The organism is Microbacterium petrolearium (genome assembly GCF_054782875.1).
On sequence record NZ_BAAGRQ010000007.1, the window covers coordinates 101,150 to 124,984 of the forward strand.

Here is a 23,835-nt window from a genome sequence, read left to right on the forward strand (position 1 = left end):
ATCAGGCCGCGGGCTGGTCCACCGGCGGCGCCACCGAGAGCAGCACCTGCCCGATCACGGCCTCGGCCGTGACGCCGTCGAACTCGGCCTCGGGCTGCAGGATGAGGCGGTGCGAGAGCACGGGCCCCGCGAGCGCCTTGACGTCGTCGGGCACCGCGTAGGTGCGGCCCTGCGAGGCGGCGCGCGTGCGGGCCGCGCGCGTGAGCGCGAGCGCGCCGCGGATGCTGACGCCCAGGCGCACCTGCTCGGCCGTGCGCGTGGCCTCGACCACGCGCGCGATGTAGTCGAGCACGAGCGCGTCGACGTACACCGTGCGCGCCAGCGCCGCCATGCCCACCATCGCCTGCGGCGCGATGATCGCCGCGAGGTCGGCCGTCGCCGTCGCGGCGCCGCCGATGATGCGCACGGTGGCGGCGTGGTCGGGGTAGCCGAGCGACGTCTTCATGAGGAAGCGGTCCAGCTGCGCCTCGGGCAGGCGGTACGTGCCCGCCTGCTCCACGGGGTTCTGCGTGGCGATGACGAGGAACGGCTCGCCGACGGGGCGGGTGATGCCGTCGACCGTGACCTTGCCCTCCTCCATCACCTCGAGCAGCGCCGACTGCGTCTTGGGCGAGGCGCGGTTGATCTCGTCGGCGAGCACGATGTTCGCGAAGATCGGGCCGGGGTGGAAGTCGAACTCGCCCGTCTTCTGGTCGTACACCGTCATGCCCGTGATGTCGCCGGGCAGCAGGTCGGGGGTGAACTGGATGCGCGTGTTCGTGCCGCTCACCGTCTGCGCCAGCGCCCGCGCGAGCGAGGTCTTGCCCGTGCCCGGCACGTCCTCCAGCAGCACGTGGCCGTCGCTCAGCATCGCGGTGAGCACCAGCTCCACGACGTGGCGCTTGCCCAGCACGGACCGCTCGACGTTGTCGGCGAGCTGCGCGAACGTCTGGGCGAACCAGGTCGCCTGCTCCTGCGTGATCGTCATGCGTGTCCTTCTTCTCGGGTGGTGCTCACGGGGTCGTTTCTCCGCCGCCGGTCTCTCCGCCGGTCTCGCCCTCGGGCGGCGTGGTCTGGGTCGGGGTGCATTCGGCGCGCAGGGTGATGTCGTTGCCCGTGTGGTTCAGTCCGTAGGCGCCGTTCCAGCCCACGCGGGGGTGGAACTCGACGCGCTGCGCCTCGGCGGGAACCATGCCGTCGGCGCCGGGCCGCACCTCCTCCCACCGGTCGAAGACGAGCCCGTCGGTCCACTTGTAGTACGTGGGCTCGACACGCTCGAGCGTCGGATCGGCGCCATCCAGCGTCGTGCTTCCCGCGGTGGTGAGCGTCGGAGGCGCGCCGCCGCCGACGCATGACCCGCTGATCGACACCTGTGCTCGCAGTTGGTACGGTGCGGAGCCCGCGCGCGGCTTCGCCGTGGCCCACTCAGAGGCGGTCCGCCAGTCCTCGTGGACCCAGCGCACACGAAGGCCGGGATCGCGCCCGTACTCCGCGCTGCTCGTGTTCTCCCATTCCGCGTAGTTGCGCGCGGGCGCTGGGCTCGTCGGGTCGTCCGTGTCGACGATGCTCCAGCTCGCGGTCACGCGGGAGGTGTCGTTGCCGTCGATGGCCGACGCATTGCGCCCCACCTCGAACGTCGCGCCCTCGGGTGGGGCCGGGTTCTGCACTGCTCGCACCTTGGTGTCCGTGGATGTGGTTCCGAACTCCGTGCCGTTGTACACCGAGCGCGCGCACGCGTAGATGCCGTACTCCACGCCGTCCTGGACCGTGAACGACGTCGCCGCGGACGAGGAGGTCGGCTCGCAGCGCCACGGGTCCATCGAGAATCCGTACTGGACCTGCACGGAGGACGACGGGCCGCCCGGCTGGGCCCACGCGGCGACATCGATGCGCGCCTGGCCGTTGCCCACGTTCGTCGCGTCGGCCCTCGTGAACGTCAGCCCCGTGGGCGCGCCGACGCCGAACATCTGGCGCGTGACCGACTCGCCGGTCTTCACACCGGCGAGACCGGCGGGGATCTCGTGGATCGAGATGGGCGTGATCGTCACGTCGGTCGGGTTGTTCGATCCGACGTTGAAGTCCTCGACGCGCACCCGTGCGCGTCCGTTCACGTCCACGGTGGTCGTCGCGGCGGCGCTGCGGATCTCGAGAGTGCCTGTCTGCTGCGGCTCGGCCACCTCGATGTCGATGTCGACGAGCGTCCCACCCCAGCCGTACGCCGCCTGCCGCGAGGGCGGCTCGCTCGGCCGCCACTGCACGTCGCGCGGCGCGGCCGGCGGGCGGAACGCCCAGGCCCTCGTCTGGACCGAGCCCTCCGACTCGCCCGTGGAGTTGAACGCGCGCACCACGTAGTCGCGCTGCTCGCCGTTGGGGGCGTTGATGACCGGGCAGGCGCCGTCGGCCGAGCACGTGGCGACCTCCTGGCCGTTCCACGTCACGCGGAAGCCCTGCAGGGCGGGGTACGCCGCGCGCGAGGTGCCCGGGTCGACCCGCAGCATGACCTGGCCGTCGTCGTACCCGATCTGGTTCACGCCACCCGGGGTGTTCGGCAGGCCGTGCAGGTCGAGCAGCACGGTGCCCATCGCCTCGCCGCCCGAGACGCGGCCCTGCGCGTCCTGCACCGCGAAGCGGGCGCGGCACGTGGCGCCGGGGGTGCCGGGCGCCCACGACGCGCGCACGTGCGTGTCGGACGCGACCGAGAACGACACGCCCGCGCACGCCTGCGAGGACTGCACCGACGCGAGGCGCAGCGGCGTGCCGGGCAGCGGGTTCGTCTCGCCGGGGATGCCGACCACCTGGATGTCGCACGACCCGCCCTGCGTCGTGCGGCACAGCTGCTCGGCCGTGCCGCCGCGCGGCAGCTGCGACGGCGCGTCGCCCACCGTGAACGTGAGCGAGGCGGGCGAGACGTCGTCGTGGCTCGTGCTCGTCACGGTGGCGCGCTCCTGCGTGCCCGGGCGCGCGGTGTCGTGCGCCGTGACGGTCACGGTGCTGCCGGACGCGCTCGCCGACAGCGCGGATCCGCCGAACTCGAAGCCGAAGCTCACGGGGTCGCCCACGCGGCCGCCGGGCCACGTGACCATCTGCTGCAGGTCGAACGTCGCCGTGTCGCCCGGCGACACGGTCACGGCCGCGGCCTTCAGGTCGGGCTGCGGGGCGTTCGGGATGACGCGGATGCCGACCGAGAGCACCGTCCAGGCCTCGTCGCCGTCGAGGCGCACCGGCACGGCGCAGGCGTCGCTCCAGGGCGCGCCGTCGCCGGCGGCGTACGTGATGACCGATCCGCGCACACTGCAGGTGGCGGCTGTGCGGGCGCCGCTCGTGGCCACCTCGCTGCCGACCTCGAGGGTGCGCCCGCGCGGCGTGGCGACCCGGTCGCGCATGTCGAACTCGACCGACTCGCCCTCCTGCACCTCGATCGGCGGCGCGTCGGCCTTCTCCGCCAGCGCGGCGCGATCGCCCGGCACGCGCAGGAAGCCGTAGCCCGCGACGTCGTCGCCGCTCGTGCTCTGGCCCGTGAGCTGGAAGGGGATCACTCGGGCCTCGGGCGTGAGCTCGCCGGAGATGCGGTTGCCCGACACCTCGACGCCCTCCTGCTCGCCCCACAGCGCCAGCTCGAGGTCGTCGACCGAGCCGCCGCTCCACGCCACCGATCCGTCGACCACGTCGACGCCGTTCTCGAAGCGGTCGCGCGTCTCGAGCGTGAGGCGCGTGTCGCTCACGACCGGGTAGTCGGGCACGCGCTCGCGCGTGACGTACACGACGATCCGGCCGCGGGCGGAGTTGCCGCCCGAGGTCTCGACGTCGTACAGGTACGAGATCGTGCCGAACTCGGCCCCCGGCCGCACCCGCACGGTGTCGCCCTCCACGCTCAGCCGGTCCATCAGCTCGACGTGGCGCGGGTTCTCCGTGCCGTCCGAGAGCGTGGCGGGCACGTCCGGCACGACGTTCTCGAGGCTCAGCTCGCCGCCGAGCGGGTCGATGTCGTTCGCGAGCGGGGTCACCGTCACCTCGGCGTCCTCGGCGCCCTGCACCTGCACGTAGTCGGTGTACAGCACGGGTCGCGGGTCGGCCTCGGCGTCCATGACGCCCACGCGCACGCGGCCCGTCCCCGGCAGCCCCTGGCCGTCGACCACCTGGTACGTGAACGAGACCTGCCCGAAGGAGCCGGGCGCGCTCCGGTACACGATCGACTCGCCGTCAGCCGAGATCGACGCCGAGCCGACATCGGGCTGGGTGAGGATGCGATCCAGCTCCACCGTGTCGCCATCCGGATCGGCGCCGAAGCGCTGCAGCGGGATCTCCACGCTCTGTCCGGCGAGCACGCGGCCCTCGAGCCGGTGCGGCTGCGGCGGCCGGTTCTCCTCCTCGCCGACGACGCGGACCGTCACCGCCGCGGAGTCGGCGAGCGAGGGCGCGCCGGCGGCGTAGACAGAGTAGTCGATGCGGTAGTCGCCCGGTTCCTTCGGCGCGAGGTAGCGGATCACGGAGCCGGCGGCGAAGGCGAGCGCGCGATCCGTCGACGACTGCACGGCCGACGGGTCGAGCATGAGCGAGCGACCGGCCGGCGCCACGTCGTTGTCGAGCACGGGGATGTCGATCTGCGCGCCGGCGCGCACGACGACCGAGTCGTCGACGGCGATCGGCGAGAGATCGGACGCCGGCGGGAGCAGGAAGACGCTCGCCTCCCCCGCCACCTGCGCGCCGTCGTCGAGCGTGCCGTCGCTCACGGTGTACCGCACCGTGCCGAGCAGTCCCGCCTCGCCGTCGGCCGTGGTCCCCGTGAGCCGCAGCGCGCTCTGGCCGACCACGTCGACCTGCAGCGTCGCGCCGTCGGCGGGCGACACCTGCGGCTCGCTGAGCATGAGCACGCGGCGCGTGGGGTTGGTGACCGTCGGCATGACGTCGATCGTGACGTCCGCGCCCTGATGCACGAACGCGGTGACGGGAGCTGCCGAGAGCTGCGCGGGCGCGTCCTCGGGCAGCAGCGTGATGCGCGCCGTCGCCTCGGCCGAGCTCGTGCCGTCGGTCACGGTGTAGCGGACGAGATAGATGCCCTCCTCGTCGGCCGTGAAGTCGAACCCGATGCCGAACGCCGAGGGCACGGCCGTCGCGTCGGCGTTGTCGAGCACGCGCGCCGACTCCACGGAGAGGCGCCCCTCGGTGCCCGTGACGTGCGGCTCGACGTCGACCGCGATGGTGCCGACGGAGTCGAGCACGGCGAACGACTCGGCGTGCAGCTGCGGGTTCGGGTCGACCTTCACGGCGAGCGAGCGCGTGGTCTGGGCGCCCTGCGTGTCCGCGACCGTGACGTGCAGCTCGACCGTGCTCGATCCGCTCGACGAGTTGCTGTGCTGGTAGACGACGTCGCCGTCGGGCGTCACCGACGCCGCGCCCTCGCCCGAGGGGTTCGCGACGTCGAGCAGGACGACCGGGTCGCCGTCGGGGTCGACCCAGCCGTCGAGCACGGGGACGGTGACCGTGCCGCCCGGCGCCACCTCGCGGCTCGGCCACTCGGCCAGGCACCCCTCCACGCCGCACCAGACGGGTGCGCGGTTGCCCTCGCTCATGGTGAGGGTGACGGTGGCGGGCTCCGACGCCCTGCCGCCCTCCTGCGTGCCGTCGATCACCTGGTACTGGAAGGTCGCCGATCCGGTCGCATCCGGTGCGACGTCCACGGTGATCCGCCCGCCGTCGTCGGTGATCGCGAGCCGCCCGAAATCCTCGGGCAGTCCCGAGACGGAGCCCTCCATGATCGTGAGCACGTCCTGGTTGGGATCGTGGTCGTTCAGCATCACCGGCAGGCTCACGAGCGTGCCAGGGCGCACGCCGAAGGCGTCGTCCTCCGCCACGGGCGGCCGCGGGTCGGTCACGACCTCGGCCTGCTCCTGCGTCTCGACGGTCTCCTCCTCGAGATCGTCCTCCGGCTCCCACTCCTGGCTGGAGGGCACGAGCGTGCCGTCCGGCATCGTCCACACCCAGCCGGATCGCGTCTCGTTCAGGATCATGCGCGACCCCGACGACGTGAAGACGGGCTCGCGCTCCTCCGGCAGCTCGAGCCCCCCGTAGTCCAGCGAGATCTGCGTGCCGTCCGACCCGCCCGACACGGGCATGCGCCACATCGTGCCGCCCGCGATGTCGAGCCAGGCCGCGTACACGTCGCCGTTGAACACCCGCGGCGCGGCCGGTGCGCCGCCCGGGGCGTCGAACACACGGCGGGGTTCGCCGCCCGTGGGCAGCTCGACGAGGCCGAGGTCGTCGGCGAGGTACGCCGACTCCCCGCGCGCCGTGGCCGTACCCGCCACCACGACGCCGCCCAGGCCCGGCTGGAAGGCGTCGGACTGCCCGCGACGCCAGATCTCACCGCTCGTCGCGTCCACGAGGAACCACGTGCCGTCGACCGCGGTCAGCTCGAGTCCCTCGCTCGTCAGCCCGCTCGGCGCGGCGTCCTCGCCGAGGAGCCGCCGCTGCGCCACGTCGTAGCGCGTCACGATCGAGTCGTCGGCGGTGTAGGCGTACAGCACGCCCGCGTCGTCGATCGCGATCGCGTCGGCCGTCCACGACGGCGCGGTAGAGCCCTCGTCGTCGGATCCCTCCTCCGACTCGTCCTCCTCGGCCGGGTGCGGCTCGATGAGCAGCGTGGCCTCGCCGAGCACGCCGGCGAACACCGTGCCGGTGTCGGTGAGGTAGGCCACGTACTCGCCGGCCGTCGCCACCGCGACGGTGCCGCCGGGGGTGCGGTCGGCGGTCGCCTGCGCCTCGTCGTCGTAGTCGATCGGCATCGCCGTGTCGATCTCGAGCAGCCGCGAGTCGCTCTCCGCGAAGAGGAACGCGCCCCGCTCGGACTGGACGATGCCGGACGGGTTCGAGACGGTCCGCACGGTGTCGAGCTCGAGGACCTCCGTGTTGACGCGCGCGTAGCGCACGTTCTCGCCCGTCTGCAGCGCCCACACGCCCGGCTCGGTGCTCGGCGTGCGCTGGGCGTCGAGCCCCGGCCACACGACGGCGAGCGTCACGATCAGCGCGGTGACGACCCCCGCGGTGATCCAGCCCCAGAGCGCGCGGCGCATGTCAGATCACCGTCCCGAACCACACGGCGGCCGCGGCGCCCAGCGCCATGAGGGCGACGCCGCCGACGAGCAGCCACGGCCACGTGCGACGGCGACGGCGCGAGGGCGCCGTGAACGTGTCGTCCTCGTCGCGGTGCTGCGGGGCCCGCGGCTGGTACTTCCGCGTGGACGGGTAGGCCACGTTCGGCCGCGGCGCCCAGCGCGCCCCGTCGTCCTCGAGGTCCAGCGGCGCCGACGGGTGATACTCGTCCACGCGCACCTCGAGCGGTGTCGGGATGAGGCGCGCCCCGGCCTGCACCACGCGGATCTCCTCGGCGAACTGCAGCGCGCTCGGCTGCCGGCGGCCGGGCTCGCGGCTCATGGCGCGCTGCAGCACGGCCTCGAGGCCGACGGGCAGATCGTCGCGGCCGACCGGGACGTACTTCGCCCGCGCGATGCGCCGCGTGAGCTGCTCGCGCGAGTTCTCGGAGCGCTCCGCGTGCTCGAACGGGCTGCGCCCGGCCAGCAGGGAGTAGATCGTGGCGCCGAGCCCCCACACCTCGCTCGCGATCGTGCCGTTGCTCTGCTCCAGCACGACCTCGGGGGCCGACCACGGCACCGACAGCGCCATGCTCTCGCGCGCCGCGGCGGTGAGCGAGGCCGAGATGCCGAAATCGGCGAGCACGGGCGAGCCGAACGCCGTGACGAGGATGTTGCTCGGCTTGATGTCGCGGTGGATCACGCCCGTGCGGTGGGCGGTCTCGAGGGCACTGGCGGTCTTCACGGCGACCTCGAGCACCTCCGGCACGGGGATCCGCTCCTGGCGGTAGCGCTTGGCGTACGAGGCGGGGCAGTACTCCATGGAGATGTACGGCCGGCCGTCGGGCGCGAGGCCCGCGTCGTAGATCGTGACGATCGACGGGTGCGTGGCCAGGCGCGCGAGCACGTCGATCTCGGAGTTGAACATGCGCACGAGCTCGGAGGTGTGCAGCGAATCCGGCAGCACCTTGACGGCGACCTCGCGGCGCGGCATGTCCTGGCCGTAGAGGTAGACGTCGGCGAAGCCACCGGACCCGAGCGGGCGCACGTAGTTCAGGCCCGGCAGCACGGGCGGCTGGGCCGGCAGACGCTCAGCCAATCGTCCTCCCCCGTGGCGGCGTGCGTGATCCGCGGCCCGCCGAGCAGGGCGGGCAGCGCTCGACCATCGTAGCAACGCGCCGGGCGTGTCCCCGCCACGGCCGATCCCCTGGTCTCCCCGCGTTCCCGGCGCGGCTCGCTTCGCTCGCTCAGGCGAAATCGCGGGGGTCCAGGGGGGCGTCGAGCGACTTCGTGAGGTCCGCGAGCATCGCCTCGATCTGCGGCTCGACGAACTCCGCCACGCCGGCCTGGATGCGCAGCCGGTGCTGCAGCAGCAGCCCGCACACCTCGCGCCCCACGAGGTTGGCGTACTCGTCGGCGAGTCCGACCTCCTGCCGCAGCGCGGCCTTGGCCTCCTCGCTGAGCGGGGGCAGGCTCGGCACCTCCTGCTCGGCCTCGTTCGCGAGCCCCTCGATCGTGAAGAGGAACGGCGCGCCGGGAACGGGATCCGGATCGAGCGGGAGCCCCTCGAACTCGGGCTCGAGGCCCTCGGCGGGGCGGTAGCTGCGCGCGCGGTTGCGGGCGGCCTGCTGGTCGAGCTCGGTCTGCAGCAGGGGCAGGTTGCGCGACGTGTACTCGGCCACGGCCCGGTCGACGATCGTCTTGATGCGCGTCGACAGCCCGTGCTGCACGCCGTGCGGCACGTCCGATCCGAGGCCCGCCGCCGACAGCACGGGCGACCCCAGGCAGCGGCGGCACGGGGCGACCCTGCCGCGGTGCGTCGCCGGCTCCCAGCGCGGCAACCACCGCAGCCAGGCGTCGACCGCCTGGCTCACCTGGGTCTCGAGCGAACGCTCCACGGTCCCAGAGTAGGCGCGATCCCGCGATTCCCCGAGATTCCGCCGCCTCGATCGCCCGCGCGCCCCGGCCGCGCTACTCGTCGTCGGGCTCGCGCTCCCACGGCCAGCGCGGCGGGCGCGCCTCGGTGCGGCGGATCGCGATCGCTCCCCACGCGGCCACGGCCGCGGCGAGCAGGAACGTGACCGAGGTCCAGCCCGTCACGGCGCCGCCCACCGCGGCGGTCGCCGCCGCGGCGCCCGCGCCGAACGCGAGCGCGAGCAGCCACAGCGCCACCAGGTGCGACAGCGCCGCCGCGAGCGCCACGGGCACCACGCCCGTGAAGGCGGGGCGCTCCAGCCGCACTACCGGCCACAGTGTGCCGGCGAACGCGAGCACCGAGACGAGCACGGCGAGCACGCCGGGCACCGGGCCGAGACCGGGCACGGGAAGGACGTCGGTGTCGGTGAGCAGCGCCGCGAAGCCCGTCGCGCAGATCACGAGCGCGCCGTACGAGACCGCGGCGAGAGCGAGCAGCAGCGGGCCCGCTCCGCCCCCGCTCCGCGCGTCCGCCATGTCACAAGTCTCCGCCCCGCCCCGGGAGGTTTCCTGGGACGGGGCGGAGAGGCGGCGAGCGGAGGTCAGGCGGACGGGCCGGCCTCGAGCGTCCGCTCGTACTCCTCCTGCGCCTCGGCGTTGAGCCGGTTCATCTTGGCCCCGCGCCTGGCCGCCCACGCACCGAACCAGATCGTCACCTCGCGCGCGATCACGAACGCCGCGATCGCCAGCGGCGCGAGCACGCCCTCCTGCACCACGTCGGCCGCCTCGCTCGGCGTGATCATCCAGAACGGCCCCGCGATCACGGGCGCGAACACCTGCGCCGCGTAGGCGAGGACGGCGACGAAGAACCCGAGCAGCACCCACGCGCCCCAGCGGGCGCGGTTGACGATCGCCCCGAGCAGCCAGAAGCCCAGGAAGAACGCGACCACCGGGATCCAGAACGTCACCGACGCGACGGTCTCGAGCGCGAACGTCGACAGCTCGTCCACCGAGGCGAAGCCGTCGGTGAGGGCCGTGTAGCCGGCCACGGCCGCGAAGTAGAGGACGGCGAACACGACCGCCGCCAGCAGTCCGATCAGCCCGGCGGCGCCGCGGTTGCCGCGCTTGGTCGGCGGCTCGGGGGCCTCGACGAACACGGGCTGCGGCGCGGGCGCGGCGACCGTCTCGGCGGCGGGCTCGCTCGCGGTGACCGCCGGCGCGCCCTCGGGCTCGGTGGCCCGGAACGTCTGCGTCTCGTCGGCCCGCTCGAACCACGGGCTGCCCGACGACGCGGTGCCGGCCTCGCGACGCGGCGCCGGCTCGGCGCCCTCGGTGCCGTGACGCGCGTCGAGTGCGTCGAGCTCGGCGGCGAGGGCGGCGTAGTCGGGAGCGGGCCGCGCGGCCGGCTCGGCGTCGGTCGGCTCGGCCGCCGCCGGCTCGGCGGCACCGGCACGCGCGGGCGCGGGCTCGACGGGGTCGGACGGCGCGTCCGGCTCGCCGGCGGAACGGCGCGCGGAGCGCGTGGGCGCCTCGGCGGCCGGCTCCGAGGGCGCCTCGGCCGCCGGCCCCTGCTCGGCGACGGGCTCGGCCTGCGACGCGGCGGGCTCCGCCTGCTCGGCGGCCGCGGGCCGCGCGCCCTCGCCCGTCACGTCGGGGTCCTCGCCGATCGCGTCCGCGAGGGCGGAGGGGCGCTCGTCCACCGGCGCCTCCGCGACCGGCGCCTCGGCGGCCCGGGTCTCGGTGACCGGCGCCTCGGGGGCCTGGGTCTCGGGGGCCTGGGTCTCGGCGGGGGCCTCGGCGGCGCGCTCCTCGATGGGCTCGCCGGTGGCCGGGTCGTTCTTCCCCTGGGCGTCACTCATCCGTTGCACTCCTCACGGCGGGGCGGATCCCCTCCGCGCGAGCGTACCGCGGCACATCCGCGCCGCCGGGGAGCCTCGCCGTCGCCGGCGCACGGCCCGGGCGTGTCGCCGCTCCGCCGGGGTACCGGCGCGGTCGGGGAGGAGCTCGACCGGTGCGCGACTCAGTCGAGGAAGAGACTGCGCAGCCGCCGCGTCGTGAACACGAGCCCGACCGCGATCATCACGAGGTAGTACGCGACGTGCCACAGCATGCCCGCGCTCAGCATGCCCGTCGTGAGCCCGCGCACCAGCTCGACGCCGTGCCACAGGGGGAAGGCCATGATGATGCCCTGGATCGCCTCGGGGTAGATGTCGATCGGGTACAGGGTGGCGCTGAAGAGGAACATCGGCAGCAGCACGAAGTTGATCCAGTCCATGTGCTGGAACGTCTTCATGTAGCTCGTGATCGCCATGCCGAGGCTCGCGAAGCCGAAGGCCACGAGCAGCACGGCGGGCAGGGCCAGGATCGCGGTGGGGGCCAGGTTGAGCCCGAGCAGCTGCATGATCACCATGAAGCCGGTGGCGTAGAGCAGGCCGCGCAGCAGCGCGTACAGGATCTCGCCGAGCGCCACGTCGAGCGGGCCGAGCGAGGTCGCGAGCATGCCCTCGTAGAGGCGGCCGTAGTTGAGCTTGAAGAAGACGTTCCACGTGGAGTCGTAGATCGCGCCGTTCATCGCCGACACGGTCAGCAGCGCGGGCGCGATGAACGCCGCGTACGGCACCTCGCCGCCCTGCGAGGTCTGCACGTCGCCGATCAGCGCGCCCAGCCCGATCCCCATCGACGCGAGGTAGAACACGGGCTCGAAGAAGCCCGACAGCACGATCGCCCAGCTCGACGAGCGGGCCGCGATGAGGCCGCGCTGCACGACCGCGAGCGGGTTGCCCGCCCACAGCGCCCGCACGCCGCCGCCGGTGCGCCGGCGCTCCTCGGTCTGCACCGCCGCGCTCACGAGGCGAGCCTCCGACGGAACATGCGCCACGCCAGCGCGGCGCCGAGCCCGGCGAGCAGCACGAGGAAGCCCGCGTGCAGCGCGACGCCCGCCGCGTCCATCGGCTTGCCGTACGCCACGACCCGCCCCAGCTCGGACGCGTGCCACAGCGGCGAGATCCAGCCGATCCACTGCAGCCACACCGGCAGCGTCGCGAGCGGATAGAACGTGCCGGAGAAGAGGAACATCGGCATGAAGACGAAGCGCTGCACGAGCTGCAGCTGCCCGCGGTCGTCCTCGAGCGAAGCGGCGAAGGCGAGCATCGGGCCGCCGTACGCGAGCCCGGCGAGCACGCCGATCGGCGCCATCAGCCATGCCGTCGCCATGCGCGTGGCATCGGGGTGCAGCCACGCGAAGAAGACGAGCACGAAGAGCAGGTAGAACGCCACCGTCACGGCCATGCGCGCGACGGCCGCTACGATGACGCCGTTCGCGATCTGCCGCGGCGACAGGGGCGCCGCGCTGAAGCCGTAGAAGAACCGGCGCCACTTGAAGCCCGCCAGCACGGGGTAGGTGAACTCCTCGGCCGCCACGTTGAGCGCGGCCGTCATGAGGAGCGCCGGCGCGACGAACAGCAGGTACGGCACGGGCTCGCCGCCGTCGTCGATCGGCACCTGGATGAGCGCCGCGAGCCCCACGGCCAGGCCCAGCAGGTACAGGATCGGCTGGCCGACCGATCCGACGAGGATCGTCCAGCCGTACGCGCGCATCGCGCGGATCATGTGCTCGGCGACGTACCAGGTGCCGCGGGTGCGCGGTGCCCTGCCCCACGCCATCGCCTCGGCGCGGAGCTCGTCGATGTCGGCCGCGGCGGGCGCGGCGGAAGGGGCGGTCATTCGATCAGCGACCTTCCCGTGAGACGCAGGAAGACGTCCTCCAGGCTCGAGCGGCGCACGAGGCTCGTGATCGGCTCCAGTCCGCGCGCCGTCACCTGCTCGAGCGCGGCCTCGCCGTCGGCGGCGTAGACGAGCACGCGGTCGGGCAGCACCTCCACCCGCTCGCCGATGCCCTCGATCCGCTCCGCCGCTGCCGCGTTCTGCGCGGAGCCGAAGCGCACCTCGAGTACCTCGCGGCTGGAGTGCGTGCGGATGAGCGAGGCGGGCGTGCCCTCGGCCATGATCCGTCCCTTGTCGACGACGACGAGCCGGTCGCACAGCTGCTCGGCCTCGTCCATGTAGTGCGTCGTGAGCACGAGGGTGGTGCCGCGCTCCTTGAGCCGGAACAGGCGATCCCACAGCACGTGCCGCGCCTGCGGGTCGAGGCCCGTGGTCGGCTCGTCGAGCAGCAGGATGCGCGGGTCGTTGATGAGGCCGCGCGCGATCGTGAGCCGGCGCTTCATGCCGCCGGAGAGCTGATCGACCTTCGACTTCGCCTTCTCCTCGAGCTGCGCGAACGCCAGCAGCTCGTCGGCCTTCTCGCGGCAGACGCGGCCGGGCAGGCCGAAGTAGCGGCCGTAGATGTAGAGGTTCTCGCGCGCGTTCAGCTCGCCGTCGAGGTTGTCCTGCTGCGGCACCACTCCCAGACGGGAGCGGATCTCCGGGCCGTGGCGATCCGGATCGAGCCCGAGGATCGACAGCTCGCCGCCCGTGCGCGACGAGACGGCGCCGATCATGCGCATCGTGGTGGACTTGCCGGCGCCGTTCGGCCCGAGCAGCCCGAACGACTCCCCCGGCGCGACCTCGAACGACAGCCCGTCCACGGCGACGAAGTCGGGCTTCCCCTTGACGCGGTACGTCTTGCGCAGCCCCTCGGCGGCGATCACGGCTGAACTCACCCGCCTCACAGTAGCGGCAGGCTCCGACACGCGTCCGCCGCCGACCCCGCGCTCGTTCGCCGAACCCGCGCGGGATCCGGCGCGGGCTCGCGGATCGAGCGCGGGTTCGCGGAGCAAGGGAACGCGAAAGCGGCCCCCGGCCGAAGCCGGGGGCCGCTGTCAGGGCCTCACCGATGGGTCAGTTGTGTTCGCGACTACGTCGCTCAACAACTTCAATCGGCTCGGCCGAGCGAGCAAGCTCGCTCGGCTCTCGCCTCAATCAGTTGTAGCTGCCCGGGGTGAAGTCGTCCGACGAGAACGCGTCGAAGTCGACGAAGCCGTAGTCGCCCTCCGCGAACGCGCCGTCCGAGGCGAAGATGCGGTTGGGGTACCGCTCGCTCTTGGCCTCGTCCGTCGCCTCGACCACGACGTTGCGGTACTTCGCAAGGCCGGTGCCGGCGGGGATCAGCTTTCCGATGATCACGTTCTCCTTGAGGCCGACGAGCGGGTCGCGCTTGCCCTGGAGCGCCGCCTCGGTGAGGACGCGCGTGGTCTCCTGGAACGACGCGGCCGACAGCCACGACTCCGTCGCGAGCGACGCCTTCGTGATGCCCATCAGCTCCGGACGACCCGACGCGGGGCGCTTGCCCTCGGCCACGGTCGCGCGGTTGATCTCCTGGTAGCGCTTGATGTCCACCAGCTCGCCGGGCAGCAGGTCGGTCTCGCCGTGGTCGACGACGGTGACCTTGCGCAGCATCTGGCGCACGATGACCTCGATGTGCTTGTCGTGGATCGGCACACCCTGCGAGCGGTACACGCCCTGCACGCCGCCGACGAGGTACTTCTGCACCTCGCGGGCGCCCTGCACGCGCATGATCTCCTTCGGGTCGAGCGTGCCGACCTGGAGGGGCTGACCGACCGTGACGTGCTGGCCGTCCTCGACGAGGAGCGTCGCGCGCTTCAGCACCGGGTAGACCTTGACCTCGTCGCCGTTGTCGGGCGTGAGGAGCACCTTGCGGGACTTCTCGGTCTCCTCGATCGTGATGCGACCGTCCGCCTCCGCGATGGGCGTGGCGCCCTTCGGGGTGCGGGCCTCGAACAGCTCCTGCACGCGGGGCAGACCCTGCGTGATGTCGTCCGCCGAGGCCGATCCACCGGTGTGGAACGTGCGCATCGTCAGCTGCGTGCCGGGCTCACCGATCGACTGGGCCGCGATGATGCCCACGGCCTCGCCGATGTCGACGAGCTTGCCGGTGGCCAGCGAGCGGCCGTAGCACTGCGCGCAGACGCCGACGGCCGAGTCGCAGGTGAGCACCGAGCGCACCTTGATGGACTCGACACCCGCCTCGACGAGCTGGTTGATCAGCACGTCGCCCACGTCCGAGCCGGCGGCGGCCAGGACGGTGCCGTCCTCGGCCACGACGTCGGTCGCGAGCGTGCGGGCGAACACCGAGTTCTCGACGTTCGCGTCCTTGACGAGCGTGCCGCTCGCGTCGAACGCGGCGATCGGGTACTCGAGGCCCTTCGAGGTGCCGCAGTCGTCCTCGCGGATGATGACGTCCTGCGAGACGTCGACGAGACGACGCGTGAGGTAGCCCGAGTCGGCCGTACGGAGGGCCGTGTCGGCCAGACCCTTGCGGGCACCGTGCGTGGCGGTGAAGTACTCCGCCGCCGACAGCCCCTCGCGGTACGAGGAGATGATCGGGCGCGGGATGATCTCGCCCTTCGGGTTGTTCACCAGGCCGCGCATACCCGCGATGTTGCGGATCTGCAGCCAGTTGCCTCGCGCGCCCGAGGTCACCATGCGGTTGATGGTGTTGTCCTCCGGGAAGTTGTCGCGCATGGCCTTCTGGACCTCGTCCGTGGCCTCGGTCCAGACCTGGATGAGCTCCTGGCGACGCTCGGCGTCGGTGATGAGGCCCTTCGCGTACTGCGCGTTGACCTTCTCGGCGAGCTTCTCGTGCTTGGCGACGATCTCGCGCTTGTTCGGCGGGGTGAGCACGTCGCTCAGCGCCACCGTGACACCCGAGCGGGTGGCCCAGTAGAAGCCGGCGTCCTTGATCTTGTCGAGCGTCTCGGCCGTGACGACCTTCGGGTACTCCTCGGCCAGCTTGTTCACGATCTGCGAGAGCTTGCCCTTGTCGGCCTGCTCGCGCACAAAGGGGTAGCCCTTCGGCAGCTGGTCGTTGAAGATCGCCTGACCGAGCGAGGTGTCCACGAGACCGTGGGTCTCGTAGCCCTCGGGCGCCTGGCCCTCGAGGAACGTCAGACCCGGGATGCGGATGCGCACCTTGGCCTGCAGGTCGAGGGTGCCCTCGTCCTTGGCCAGCTGCGCCTCGGCGACCGATCCGAACACGCGGCCCTCGCCCTTCGCGCCCTCCTTGAGGGTGGTCAGGTGGTGCAGGCCGATGATCATGTCCTGCGAGGGCAGGGTGACCGGGCGGCCGTCCGACGGCTTCAGGATGTTGTTCGAGGCGAGCATGAGGATGCGCGCCTCGGCCTGGGCCTCCACCGACAGCGGCAGGTGCACGGCCATCTGGTCGCCGTCGAAGTCGGCGTTGAACGCCGCGCAGACGAGCGGGTGCAGCTGGATGGCCTTGCCCTCCACGAGCTGCGGCTCGAACGCCTGGATGCCCAGGCGGTGCAGCGTGGGGGCGCGGTTCAGCAGCACGGGGCGCTCGCGGATGATCTCCTCGAGCACGTCCCACACCTCGGGGCGCGTGCGCTCCACGGCGCGCTTGGCGGCCTTGATGTTCTGCGAGTGACCGAGGTCGATCAGGCGCTTGATGACGAACGGCTTGAACAGCTCGAGCGCCATCTGCTTGGGCAGACCGCACTGGTGCAGCTTGAGCTGCGGGCCGACGACGATGACCGAACGGCCCGAGTAGTCCACGCGCTTGCCGAGCAGGTTCTGGCGGAACCGGCCCTGCTTGCCCTTGAGCATGTCGCTCAGGGACTTCAGGGCGCGGTTGCCGGTGCCCGTGACGGGACGACCGCGGCGGCCGTTGTCGAACAGCGCGTCGACGGCCTCCTGCAGCATGCGCTTCTCGTTGTTCACGATGATCTCGGGGGCACCGAGGTCGATGAGGCGACGCAGGCGGTTGTTGCGGTTGATGACGCGGCGGTACAGGTCGTTCAGGTCGGAGGTCGCGAAGCGGCCGCCGTCGAGCTGGACCATCGGGCGCAGCTCCGGCGGGATCACCGGCACCACGTCGAGGACCATCGACGCCGGGCTCATGCCCGTCGTCAGGAACGACTGCACGACCTTGAGGCGCTTGATCGCGCGGATCTTGCGCTGGCCCTTGCCCTCGGCGATCTGCGTGCGCAGCGACTCGGCCTCGGCGGCCAGGTCGAACTCCGCCAGGCGGCGCTGGATCGACTCGGCGCCCATGAGTGCCTCGAAGTACTGGCCGAAGCGGTCCTGCAGCTCCTGGAAGACGTCGTCCTCCGCCTTGAGCTGCCCGACCTCGAGACCGCGGAACTCCTCCCACACGCGCTCGAGACGAGCGATGTTCTCGTCCGCGCGCTTGCGGATCGTCGCCATCTCCTTCTCGGCGGCGTCCTTCAGCTTCTTCTTCTGGTCGGCCTTCGCGCCCTCGGCCTCCAGTGCCGCGAGCTCGTCCTCCAGCTTCTGCAGGCGGTCGGCGATCTTCGCGTCGCGACGGTCCCCGAGGTTCTTGATCTCGAGGCGCAGGTTGTTCTCGTGCGTGGGGAGGTCGCGGTGGCGCGCCTCCTCGTCGACCGAGATCACCATGTAGGCGGCGAAGTAGATGACCTTCTCGAGGTCCTTCGGCGCCATGTCGAGCAGGTAGCCCAGGCGCGAGGGCACGCCCTTGAAGTACCAGATGTGCGTGACGGGCGCGGCGAGCTCGATGTGGCCCATGCGCTCGCGGCGGACGGAGCTCTTGGTGACCTCCACGCCGCAGCGCTCGCACACGATGCCCTTGAAGCGCACGCGCTTGTACTTGCCGCACGCGCACTCCCAGTCGCGCGAGGGTCCGAAGATCTGCTCACCGAACAGACCGTCCTTCTCGGGCTTCAGGGTGCGGTAGTTGATGGTCTCGGGCTTCTTGACCTCGCCGAAGGACCAGCGACGGATGTCATCCGCGGTGGCCAGGCCGATGCGAAGCTCATCGAAAGTGGTTGCGTCGAGCAATTGATGTCTCCTGTAGGGAAATCTTTGAATCGGCTGGCTGGATCAGATCTCGTCGATCGAGGCGGACTCGAATCGGCTGGAGATGTTGATGCCGAGCTCCTCGGCGGCGCGGAAGGCCTCGTCGTCGGTGTCGCGCAGGTTGATCGTCGTGCCGTCGGCCGAGAGGACCTCGACGTTCAGGCACAGCGACTGCATCTCCTTCATGAGCACCTTGAAGGACTCGGGGATGCCGGGCTCCGGGATGTTCTCGCCCTTGACGATCGCCTCGTACACCTTGACGCGGCCGAGGATGTCGTCCGACTTGACGGTCAGGAGCTCCTGCAGCGCGTACGCGGCACCGTAGGCCTCGAGGGCCCACACCTCCATCTCGCCGAAGCGCTGGCCGCCGAACTGCGCCTTACCACCGAGCGGCTGCTGCGTGATCATCGAGTACGGACCCGTCGAGCGCGCGTGGATCTTGTCGTCCACGAGGTGGTGCAGCTTCAGGATGTACATGTAGCCGACGGAGATCGGAGCCGGGTAGGGCTCGCCCGTGCGGCCGTCGAACAGCTGCGCCTTGCCCGAGCGGTCGATCAGGCGGTCGCCGTCGCGCGTGGGGAGCGTCGAGTCGAGCAGACCCGCGATCTCGTCCTCCGTCGCGCCGTCGAACACCGGCGTCGCCACCTTCGTGCCGGGCGCGACCTCGCGGGCCTCCTCCGGCAGGCGCATGGCCCACTCGGGCTCGCCCTCGATCTTCCAGCCCTGCTTGGCGATCCAGCCCAGGTGGGTCTCGAGCACCTGACCGAAGTTCATGCGGCCCGGGATGCCCATCGGGTTGAGGATGACGTCGAGCGGCGTGCCGTCGGCGAGGAAGGGCATGTCCTCGACGGGGAGGATCTTCGCGATGACGCCCTTGTTGCCGTGGCGGCCGGCGAGCTTGTCGCCCTCGGTGATCTTGCGCTTCTGGGCGATGTAGACCACGACGCGGCGGTTGACACCCGAGCCGAGCTCGTCGTCGCCCTCCTCGGCGTTGAACTCCTTGACCGCGATGACGGTTCCCTGCTCACCGTGGGGCACCTTCAGCGACGTGTCGCGGACCTCGCGGCTCTTCTCGTTGAAGATCGCACGCAGCAGGCGCTCCTCGGCGCTCAGCTCGGTCTCGCCCTTCGGCGTGACCTTGCCGACGAGGATGTCGCCGGGGCGGACCTCGGCGCCGATGCGGATGATGCCGCGCTCGTCCAGGTCCTTCAGCAGCTCGGGGCTGACGTTGGGGAGGTCACGCGTGATCTCCTCCTTGCCCAGCTTGGTGTCGCGGGCGTCGACCTCGTACTCCTCGATGTGGATCGAGGTGAGGGTGTCGTCCTTCACCAGGTTCTGGCTGAGGATGATCGCGTCCTCGAAGTTGTGACCCTCCCACGACATGAACCCGACGAGCAGGTTCTTGCCGAGCGCCAGCTCGCCGCTCTCGGTCGACGGGCCGTCGGCGATGACCTGGCCGACCTCGACCCGGTCGCCCGCCGCGACGATGACGCGCTGGTTGTAGCTGTTGCCCTGGTTGGAGCGGTCGAACTTGCGCAGGAAGTAGTCCTGCGTGCCGCCCTCGTCGAGCTGGACCGTGATGTAGTCGGCCGAGACCTCGGTGACCACGCCGGCCTTGTCGGCGATGATCGAGTCGCCGGCGTCGACCGCCGCGTACGACTCCATGCCGGTGCCGACCACGGGCGCCTCGGACTCGATCAGCGGCACGGCCTGACGCTGCATGTTCGCGCCCATGAGCGCGCGGTTCGCGTCGTCGTGCTCGAGGAACGGGATCAGCGACGTTCCGACCGACACCATCTGGCGCGGCGAGACGTCGATGTAGCCGATGTCCTCGACGTCGACGAGGTCGACCTCGCCGCCGCGCTGGCGGGCGAGCACGCGCTTCTCGGCGAACGTGCCGTCGGCGTTGATCACCGCGCTCGCGTTCGCGATGTTGAAGCTCTCCTCGTCGGCCGCCGTGAGGTAGTCGATCTGCTCGGTGACCCGGCCGTCGACGACGCGGCGGTACGGCGTCTCGATGAAGCCGAAGGAGTTGATGCGGCCGAAGGTCGCGAGGCGGCCGATCAGGCCGATGTTCGGGCCTTCCGGCGTCTCGATCGGGCACATGCGGCCGTAGTGCGAGGGGTGCACGTCTCGCACCTCGACGCCCGCGCGCTCGCGCGACAGGCCGCCGGGGCCGAGGGCCGACAGCGTGCGCTTGTGCGTGATCGACGACAGCGGGTTGTTCTGGTCGAGGAACTGCGACAGCTGCGAGGTGCCGAAGAACTCCTTGATCGCGGCGACGACGGGGCGCACGTTGATCAGGGTCTGCGGCGTGATCGCCTCGATGTCCTGCGTGGTCATGCGCTCGCGGACGACGCGCTCCATGCGCGACAGACCGGTGCGGACCTGGTTCTGGATCAGCTCGCCGACCGCGCGGATGCGACGGTTGCCGAAGTTGTCGATGTCGTCGACGTCGAGACGGATCTCGGCCTTCTCGCCGCGGCGGATGCCCTCGAAGGTCTCGTCGCCGCGGTGCAGGCGGACGAGGTACTTGATCGTCGCGACGATGTCGTCGACGGTGAGCACCGACTCGCTCAGCGGCAGGTCGAGGCCCAGCTTCTGGTTGATCTTGTAGCGACCCACCTTGGCCAGGTCGTAGCGCTTGGCGTTGAAGTAGAAGTTGTCGAGCAGCGAGCGCGCGGCCTCGGCGGCCACCTGCTCGCCCGGGCGCAGCTTGCGGTAGATGTCGCGCAGCGCCTCTTCCTGCGTGAGGATCGTGTCCTTCGCGAGGGTCTCCTCGATCGAGGCGATGCCGGCGAACTCGCGCTGGATGTCCTCGGTGGTCAGGCCGAGGGCCTTGAGGAAGACGGTGACCGACTGCTTGCGCTTGCGGTCGATGCGCACGCCGACCTGGTCGCGCTTGTCGATCTCGAACTCGAGCCACGCGCCGCGGCTCGGGATGACGCGCGCCGAGACGATCTCCTTGTCGGAGGTCTTGTCGGGCGTCTTGTCGAAGTAGACACCGGGCGAGCGCACGAGCTGCGAGACGACGACGCGCTCGGTGCCGTTGATGATGAACGTGCCCTTGTCGGTCTGGAGCGGGAAGTCGCCCATGAAGACCGTCTGCGTCTTGATCTCACCGGTCTGGTGGTTCATGAACTCGGCCTCGACGTAGAGCGGGGCCGCGTAGGTCTTGCCGCGCTCCTTGCACTCCTCGATGGAGTACTTCTCGGGCTCGAGGTACGGGTTCGTGAACGACAGCTGCATCGTCTCGGAGAGGTCCTCGATGGGCGAGATCTCCTCGAAGATCTCCTCGAGGCCGCTCTGCTCGGCGATGTCGGTGCGGCCGGCGGCGCGAGCGTCTTCGAGGCGCTGGCGCCAGGCGTCGTTTCCGACGAGCCAGTCGAAGGACTCGGTCTGCAGCGCGAGCAGGTCGGGGACCGTGAGCGTGTCGCTGATCTTGGCGAACGAGAGGCGACTTGCGACGCGTCCGTTCTTGGTGATGGTGGTGGATGCGTTCTTGCGCGCAGCAGCCAAGGGGATGACCTCCATGAGCCCGGTGAGGGCTACTAGATTCCTTGTCGACAGGTGAGGTGCGACCCGGATCCTCCGCCTCGATCCACCCGCCATCATCTGCGGGGATCTTGAGGCGCCAGCCGACCACCATTTGAGGGCATGGGGGAATCCAGGGAGCGCAACTTCCAACTATAGCCCCATGCGACGCGCCATGTCCACCCGGATCCTTGACCAACCCGTTTCCGCCCGGTATAAGCCCGCGCCGCGGGGCCGAAACGGGGCTCAGGCGCGGCGAGCCCGCAGCACCACGTGCACCGCGATCCCCGCCAGCAGCGCCCAGAACGCGGCGCCGATCCCCCACGCCGTGAGCCCGCCGGCCGCGACGACGAAGGTGACGACGGCCGGGATCCGCCCGCCTTCGTCGCGCACCGCCGCCGCGAGCGACGACGCCAGGGTGGGCAGCAGCGCCAGCCCCGCGACGGCCGCGAGCACGGCGGGCGCGACGCCGACGAGGGTCGTGAGCGCCGTCGCGAGCGCCGCGAGCACGACGTACACGCCGGCCGACACGCGCACGGCGCGCCAGCGCTGCGCCGCATCCGGGTGGGCGTCGGGCGACGCCGCGAGCGCGGCCGTGATCGCGGCGAGGTTGATGGCGTGGCCGCCGAACGGCGCGCCGGCGATCGTGCCGACGCCCGTGACGACTATCGACTCGCGCCAGGGCACGACGTATCCGTACGACGACAGCACGGCCGCGCCCGGCACGTTCTGCGAGGCCATCGTGACGATGTAGAGCGGCAGGGCGATGCCGACGATCGCCGCCGCGTCGAACGCGGGCAGCACGGGCTCGAGCACCGGCAGGAGGGGGCCGTCGAGGCCCCTGCCCGCCGCGAGCACGCCGAGCACGACGAGCCCCGCGGCGAAGGCGGCGGGGGCGGCCCATCCGGGGGCGAGGCGCATGAGAACGAGCCAGACGAGCACGATCGGCAGCACCGCGAGCGGCTCCTCGGCGAGCCCCCGCACGGGCGCCAGGCACAGCCCGACGAGCACGCCCGCCAGCATGGCCTGGGCGACGGCGGCCGGGATGGCCGCGACCGCGCGCGCGAGCCCCGGCCACAGCCCCGTGAGCACGATGAGCGCGCCGGCGAGCGCGAAGGCGCCCACCGCCGCGGGCCACCCGCCCTCCGGGGCGGTGCCGGAGGCCAGCAGCGCGGCGCCGGGCGTGGACCACGCCAGCACCACGGGCAGGCGCGTGCGCTGCGCGAGCCACAGCATCCCGAGCGCCTGCGTGAGGCACAGCACCACGAGGCCGGACGCGGCCTGCGCCGGCGTCGCCCCGGCGGCCTGCAGCCCCGCGAGCACGACGGCCGACGAGCTGGCGAAGCCCACGAGCGCCGTCGTGACGCCGGCGAGCGCGATCCGCCCCCGGTCCGCGGGGCGCGGCGGGGTCGGGGTGCCGTCGGGTCGTTCCACGGGATCAGGCTAGGGGCGGCTCGTTGCGGGCAGATGTCGCGCCCGGGCGCCCGTTCCCGAGGAGATCCCCGCTCCCGAGGACGAAACCCTCCCGATCCGTCCTCTCGATCCGGGATCCCCGCTCGAACCGGGGCCGCGGATCGGACGAGCCTGGGCGACGTACGCTCGAGCCGTGGGACGACAGCGAGGGACGGATCGGGAGGTGCCGACGGCGCGGCTGTCGGACGGGCGCATCGCGCGGATCCTGCCGAGCGAGTACGCGGCGGGCTACGAGGTCGACGTGGACGGCACCCCGCAGTCGCACGTGGACCCGGACGATCCCACGCACCTGCACTTCGAGTACGTGGCGCGCATGGGCGCCGTCATCGACCTGCTTCCGGGCGGGCCGCTCACGGCGGTGCACCTGGGCGCCGGCGGCCTGACGATCCCGCGGTACATCGAGGCGACGCGGCCGGGATCGCGGCAGCAGGTGATCGAGCTCGAACCGGCGCTCGTGGATCTCGTGCGGGAATCGCTGCCGCTGCCGCGCGGGGCGGCCATCCGCATCCGGATCGGCGACGCGCGCGAGGGGCTGGCGCGGCTGCCGCAGGGGATGCACGGCTCGGTGGATCTGCTCGTCTCGGACGTGTACTCGGGAGCGCAGACGCCGGCGCACCTGACGACCGTGGAGTTCTACCGCGAGGCCGCGCGGCTGCTCGCGCCGACGGGCGTGCTGCTCGTGAACGCGGCCGACGGCGCGGGACTCGCGTTCGCGCGGCGCCAGGCGGCGACCATCCGCCGGGTGCTGCCCGAGCTCGCCGTGCTCGCCGAGGTGCAGGTGCTCAAGGGCCGCCGGTTCGGGAACCTCGTGATGGCCGCCTCCGCGCGCCCGCTGCCGGTGGAGTGGCTGCCGCGCCTGATGGCCGCCGGCCCCCACCCCGCGAAGGTCGCCCACGGCGAGGAGCTGGACCGCTTCATCGCCGACGCGCGCCCGGCCGTCGACGGCGACGCGACGGACTCCCCCCGCCCGTCCTGGTCCCTCTTCGACCGCTGACGGTTTCGCCGAACCCGCCCTCGTTCGCCGAGCCCGCGC

General features: G+C 71.8%; 13 protein-coding genes. 1 reads left to right on the plus strand and 12 read right to left on the minus strand.

All coding sequences use genetic code 11. From position 1 onward, the window contains the following. Nucleotide 1 precedes the first annotated feature (1 nt). The 12 genes from ACYVJ0_RS07465 to ACYVJ0_RS07520 all read right to left on the minus strand — a co-directional run bounded on the left by ACYVJ0_RS07465 (nt 2) and on the right by ACYVJ0_RS07520 (nt 22,763). Nucleotides 2–967 carry an AAA family ATPase gene (locus ACYVJ0_RS07465; RefSeq protein WP_460817004.1) on the minus strand — a complete coding sequence of 322 codons (966 nt, stop codon included), beginning with the start codon at nt 965–967 and terminating at the stop codon, nt 2–4. Nucleotides 968–992: 25 nt separating this feature from the next. Beyond that, entirely contained in the window at nt 993–7,049 is a 6,057-nt protein-coding gene (locus ACYVJ0_RS07470; RefSeq protein ID WP_460817006.1) for an Ig-like domain-containing protein, read from the minus strand. Nucleotide 7,050: 1 nt separating this feature from the next. Next, entirely contained in the window at nt 7,051–8,166 is a 1,116-nt protein-coding gene (locus ACYVJ0_RS07475) for a serine/threonine-protein kinase (protein ID WP_460817008.1), read from the minus strand. A 148-nt stretch (nt 8,167–8,314) separates the two neighbouring features. Beyond that, on the minus strand, nt 8,315–8,965 hold the full coding sequence (locus tag ACYVJ0_RS07480) for a spermidine/putrescine ABC transporter substrate-binding protein (protein WP_449854567.1): 651 nt from the start codon (nt 8,963–8,965) through the stop codon (nt 8,315–8,317). 73 nt (nt 8,966–9,038) lie between these two features. After that, a complete protein-coding gene (locus ACYVJ0_RS07485; RefSeq protein WP_460817010.1) occupies nt 9,039–9,518 on the minus strand; it encodes a hypothetical protein in 480 nt (159 codons plus the stop codon). A 65-nt stretch (nt 9,519–9,583) separates the two neighbouring features. Next, the gene (locus tag ACYVJ0_RS07490) at nt 9,584–10,840 is read right to left on the minus strand and encodes a CvpA family protein (protein ID WP_460817011.1); all 1,257 of its coding nucleotides are present in this window, start codon (nt 10,838–10,840) and stop codon (nt 9,584–9,586) included. Between the two features lie 161 nt (nt 10,841–11,001). After that, complete coding sequence (locus tag ACYVJ0_RS07495; RefSeq protein ID WP_449854564.1) at nt 11,002–11,829, minus strand: ABC transporter permease; 828 nt, start codon at nt 11,827–11,829, stop codon at nt 11,002–11,004. Further along, nucleotides 11,826–12,704 carry an ABC transporter permease gene (locus ACYVJ0_RS07500; RefSeq protein WP_460817012.1) on the minus strand — a complete coding sequence of 293 codons (879 nt, stop codon included), beginning with the start codon at nt 12,702–12,704 and terminating at the stop codon, nt 11,826–11,828. Before ACYVJ0_RS07500 ends, ACYVJ0_RS07495 begins: the two co-directional genes overlap by 4 nt. Then, on the minus strand, nt 12,701–13,642 hold the full coding sequence (locus ACYVJ0_RS07505; RefSeq protein ID WP_449854562.1) for an ABC transporter ATP-binding protein: 942 nt from the start codon (nt 13,640–13,642) through the stop codon (nt 12,701–12,703). The genes ACYVJ0_RS07500 and ACYVJ0_RS07505 overlap by 4 nt, the downstream gene beginning before the upstream one ends. Before the next feature lie 259 nt (nt 13,643–13,901). Beyond that, a complete protein-coding gene (gene rpoC / locus ACYVJ0_RS07510) occupies nt 13,902–17,777 on the minus strand; it encodes a DNA-directed RNA polymerase subunit beta' (protein WP_449854561.1) in 3,876 nt (1,291 codons plus the stop codon). A gap of 42 nt (nt 17,778–17,819) precedes the next feature. Then, nucleotides 17,820–21,329 carry a DNA-directed RNA polymerase subunit beta gene (gene rpoB / locus ACYVJ0_RS07515; RefSeq protein ID WP_460817014.1) on the minus strand — a complete coding sequence of 1,170 codons (3,510 nt, stop codon included), beginning with the start codon at nt 21,327–21,329 and terminating at the stop codon, nt 17,820–17,822. Nucleotides 21,330–21,575: 246 nt separating this feature from the next. Beyond that, nucleotides 21,576–22,763 (minus strand): benzoate/H(+) symporter BenE family transporter, encoded by a 1,188-nt coding sequence (locus tag ACYVJ0_RS07520; RefSeq protein ID WP_460817016.1) that lies wholly within the window; start codon nt 22,761–22,763, stop codon nt 21,576–21,578. Between the two features lie 172 nt (nt 22,764–22,935). Between ACYVJ0_RS07520 and ACYVJ0_RS07525 the strand changes: the two genes are divergently transcribed. After that, nucleotides 22,936–23,796: a spermidine synthase gene (locus tag ACYVJ0_RS07525; RefSeq protein WP_449854557.1), complete on the plus strand. Its 861-nt coding sequence runs from the start codon at nt 22,936–22,938 to the stop codon at nt 23,794–23,796. The last annotated feature ends 39 nt before the right edge of the window (nt 23,797–23,835 follow it).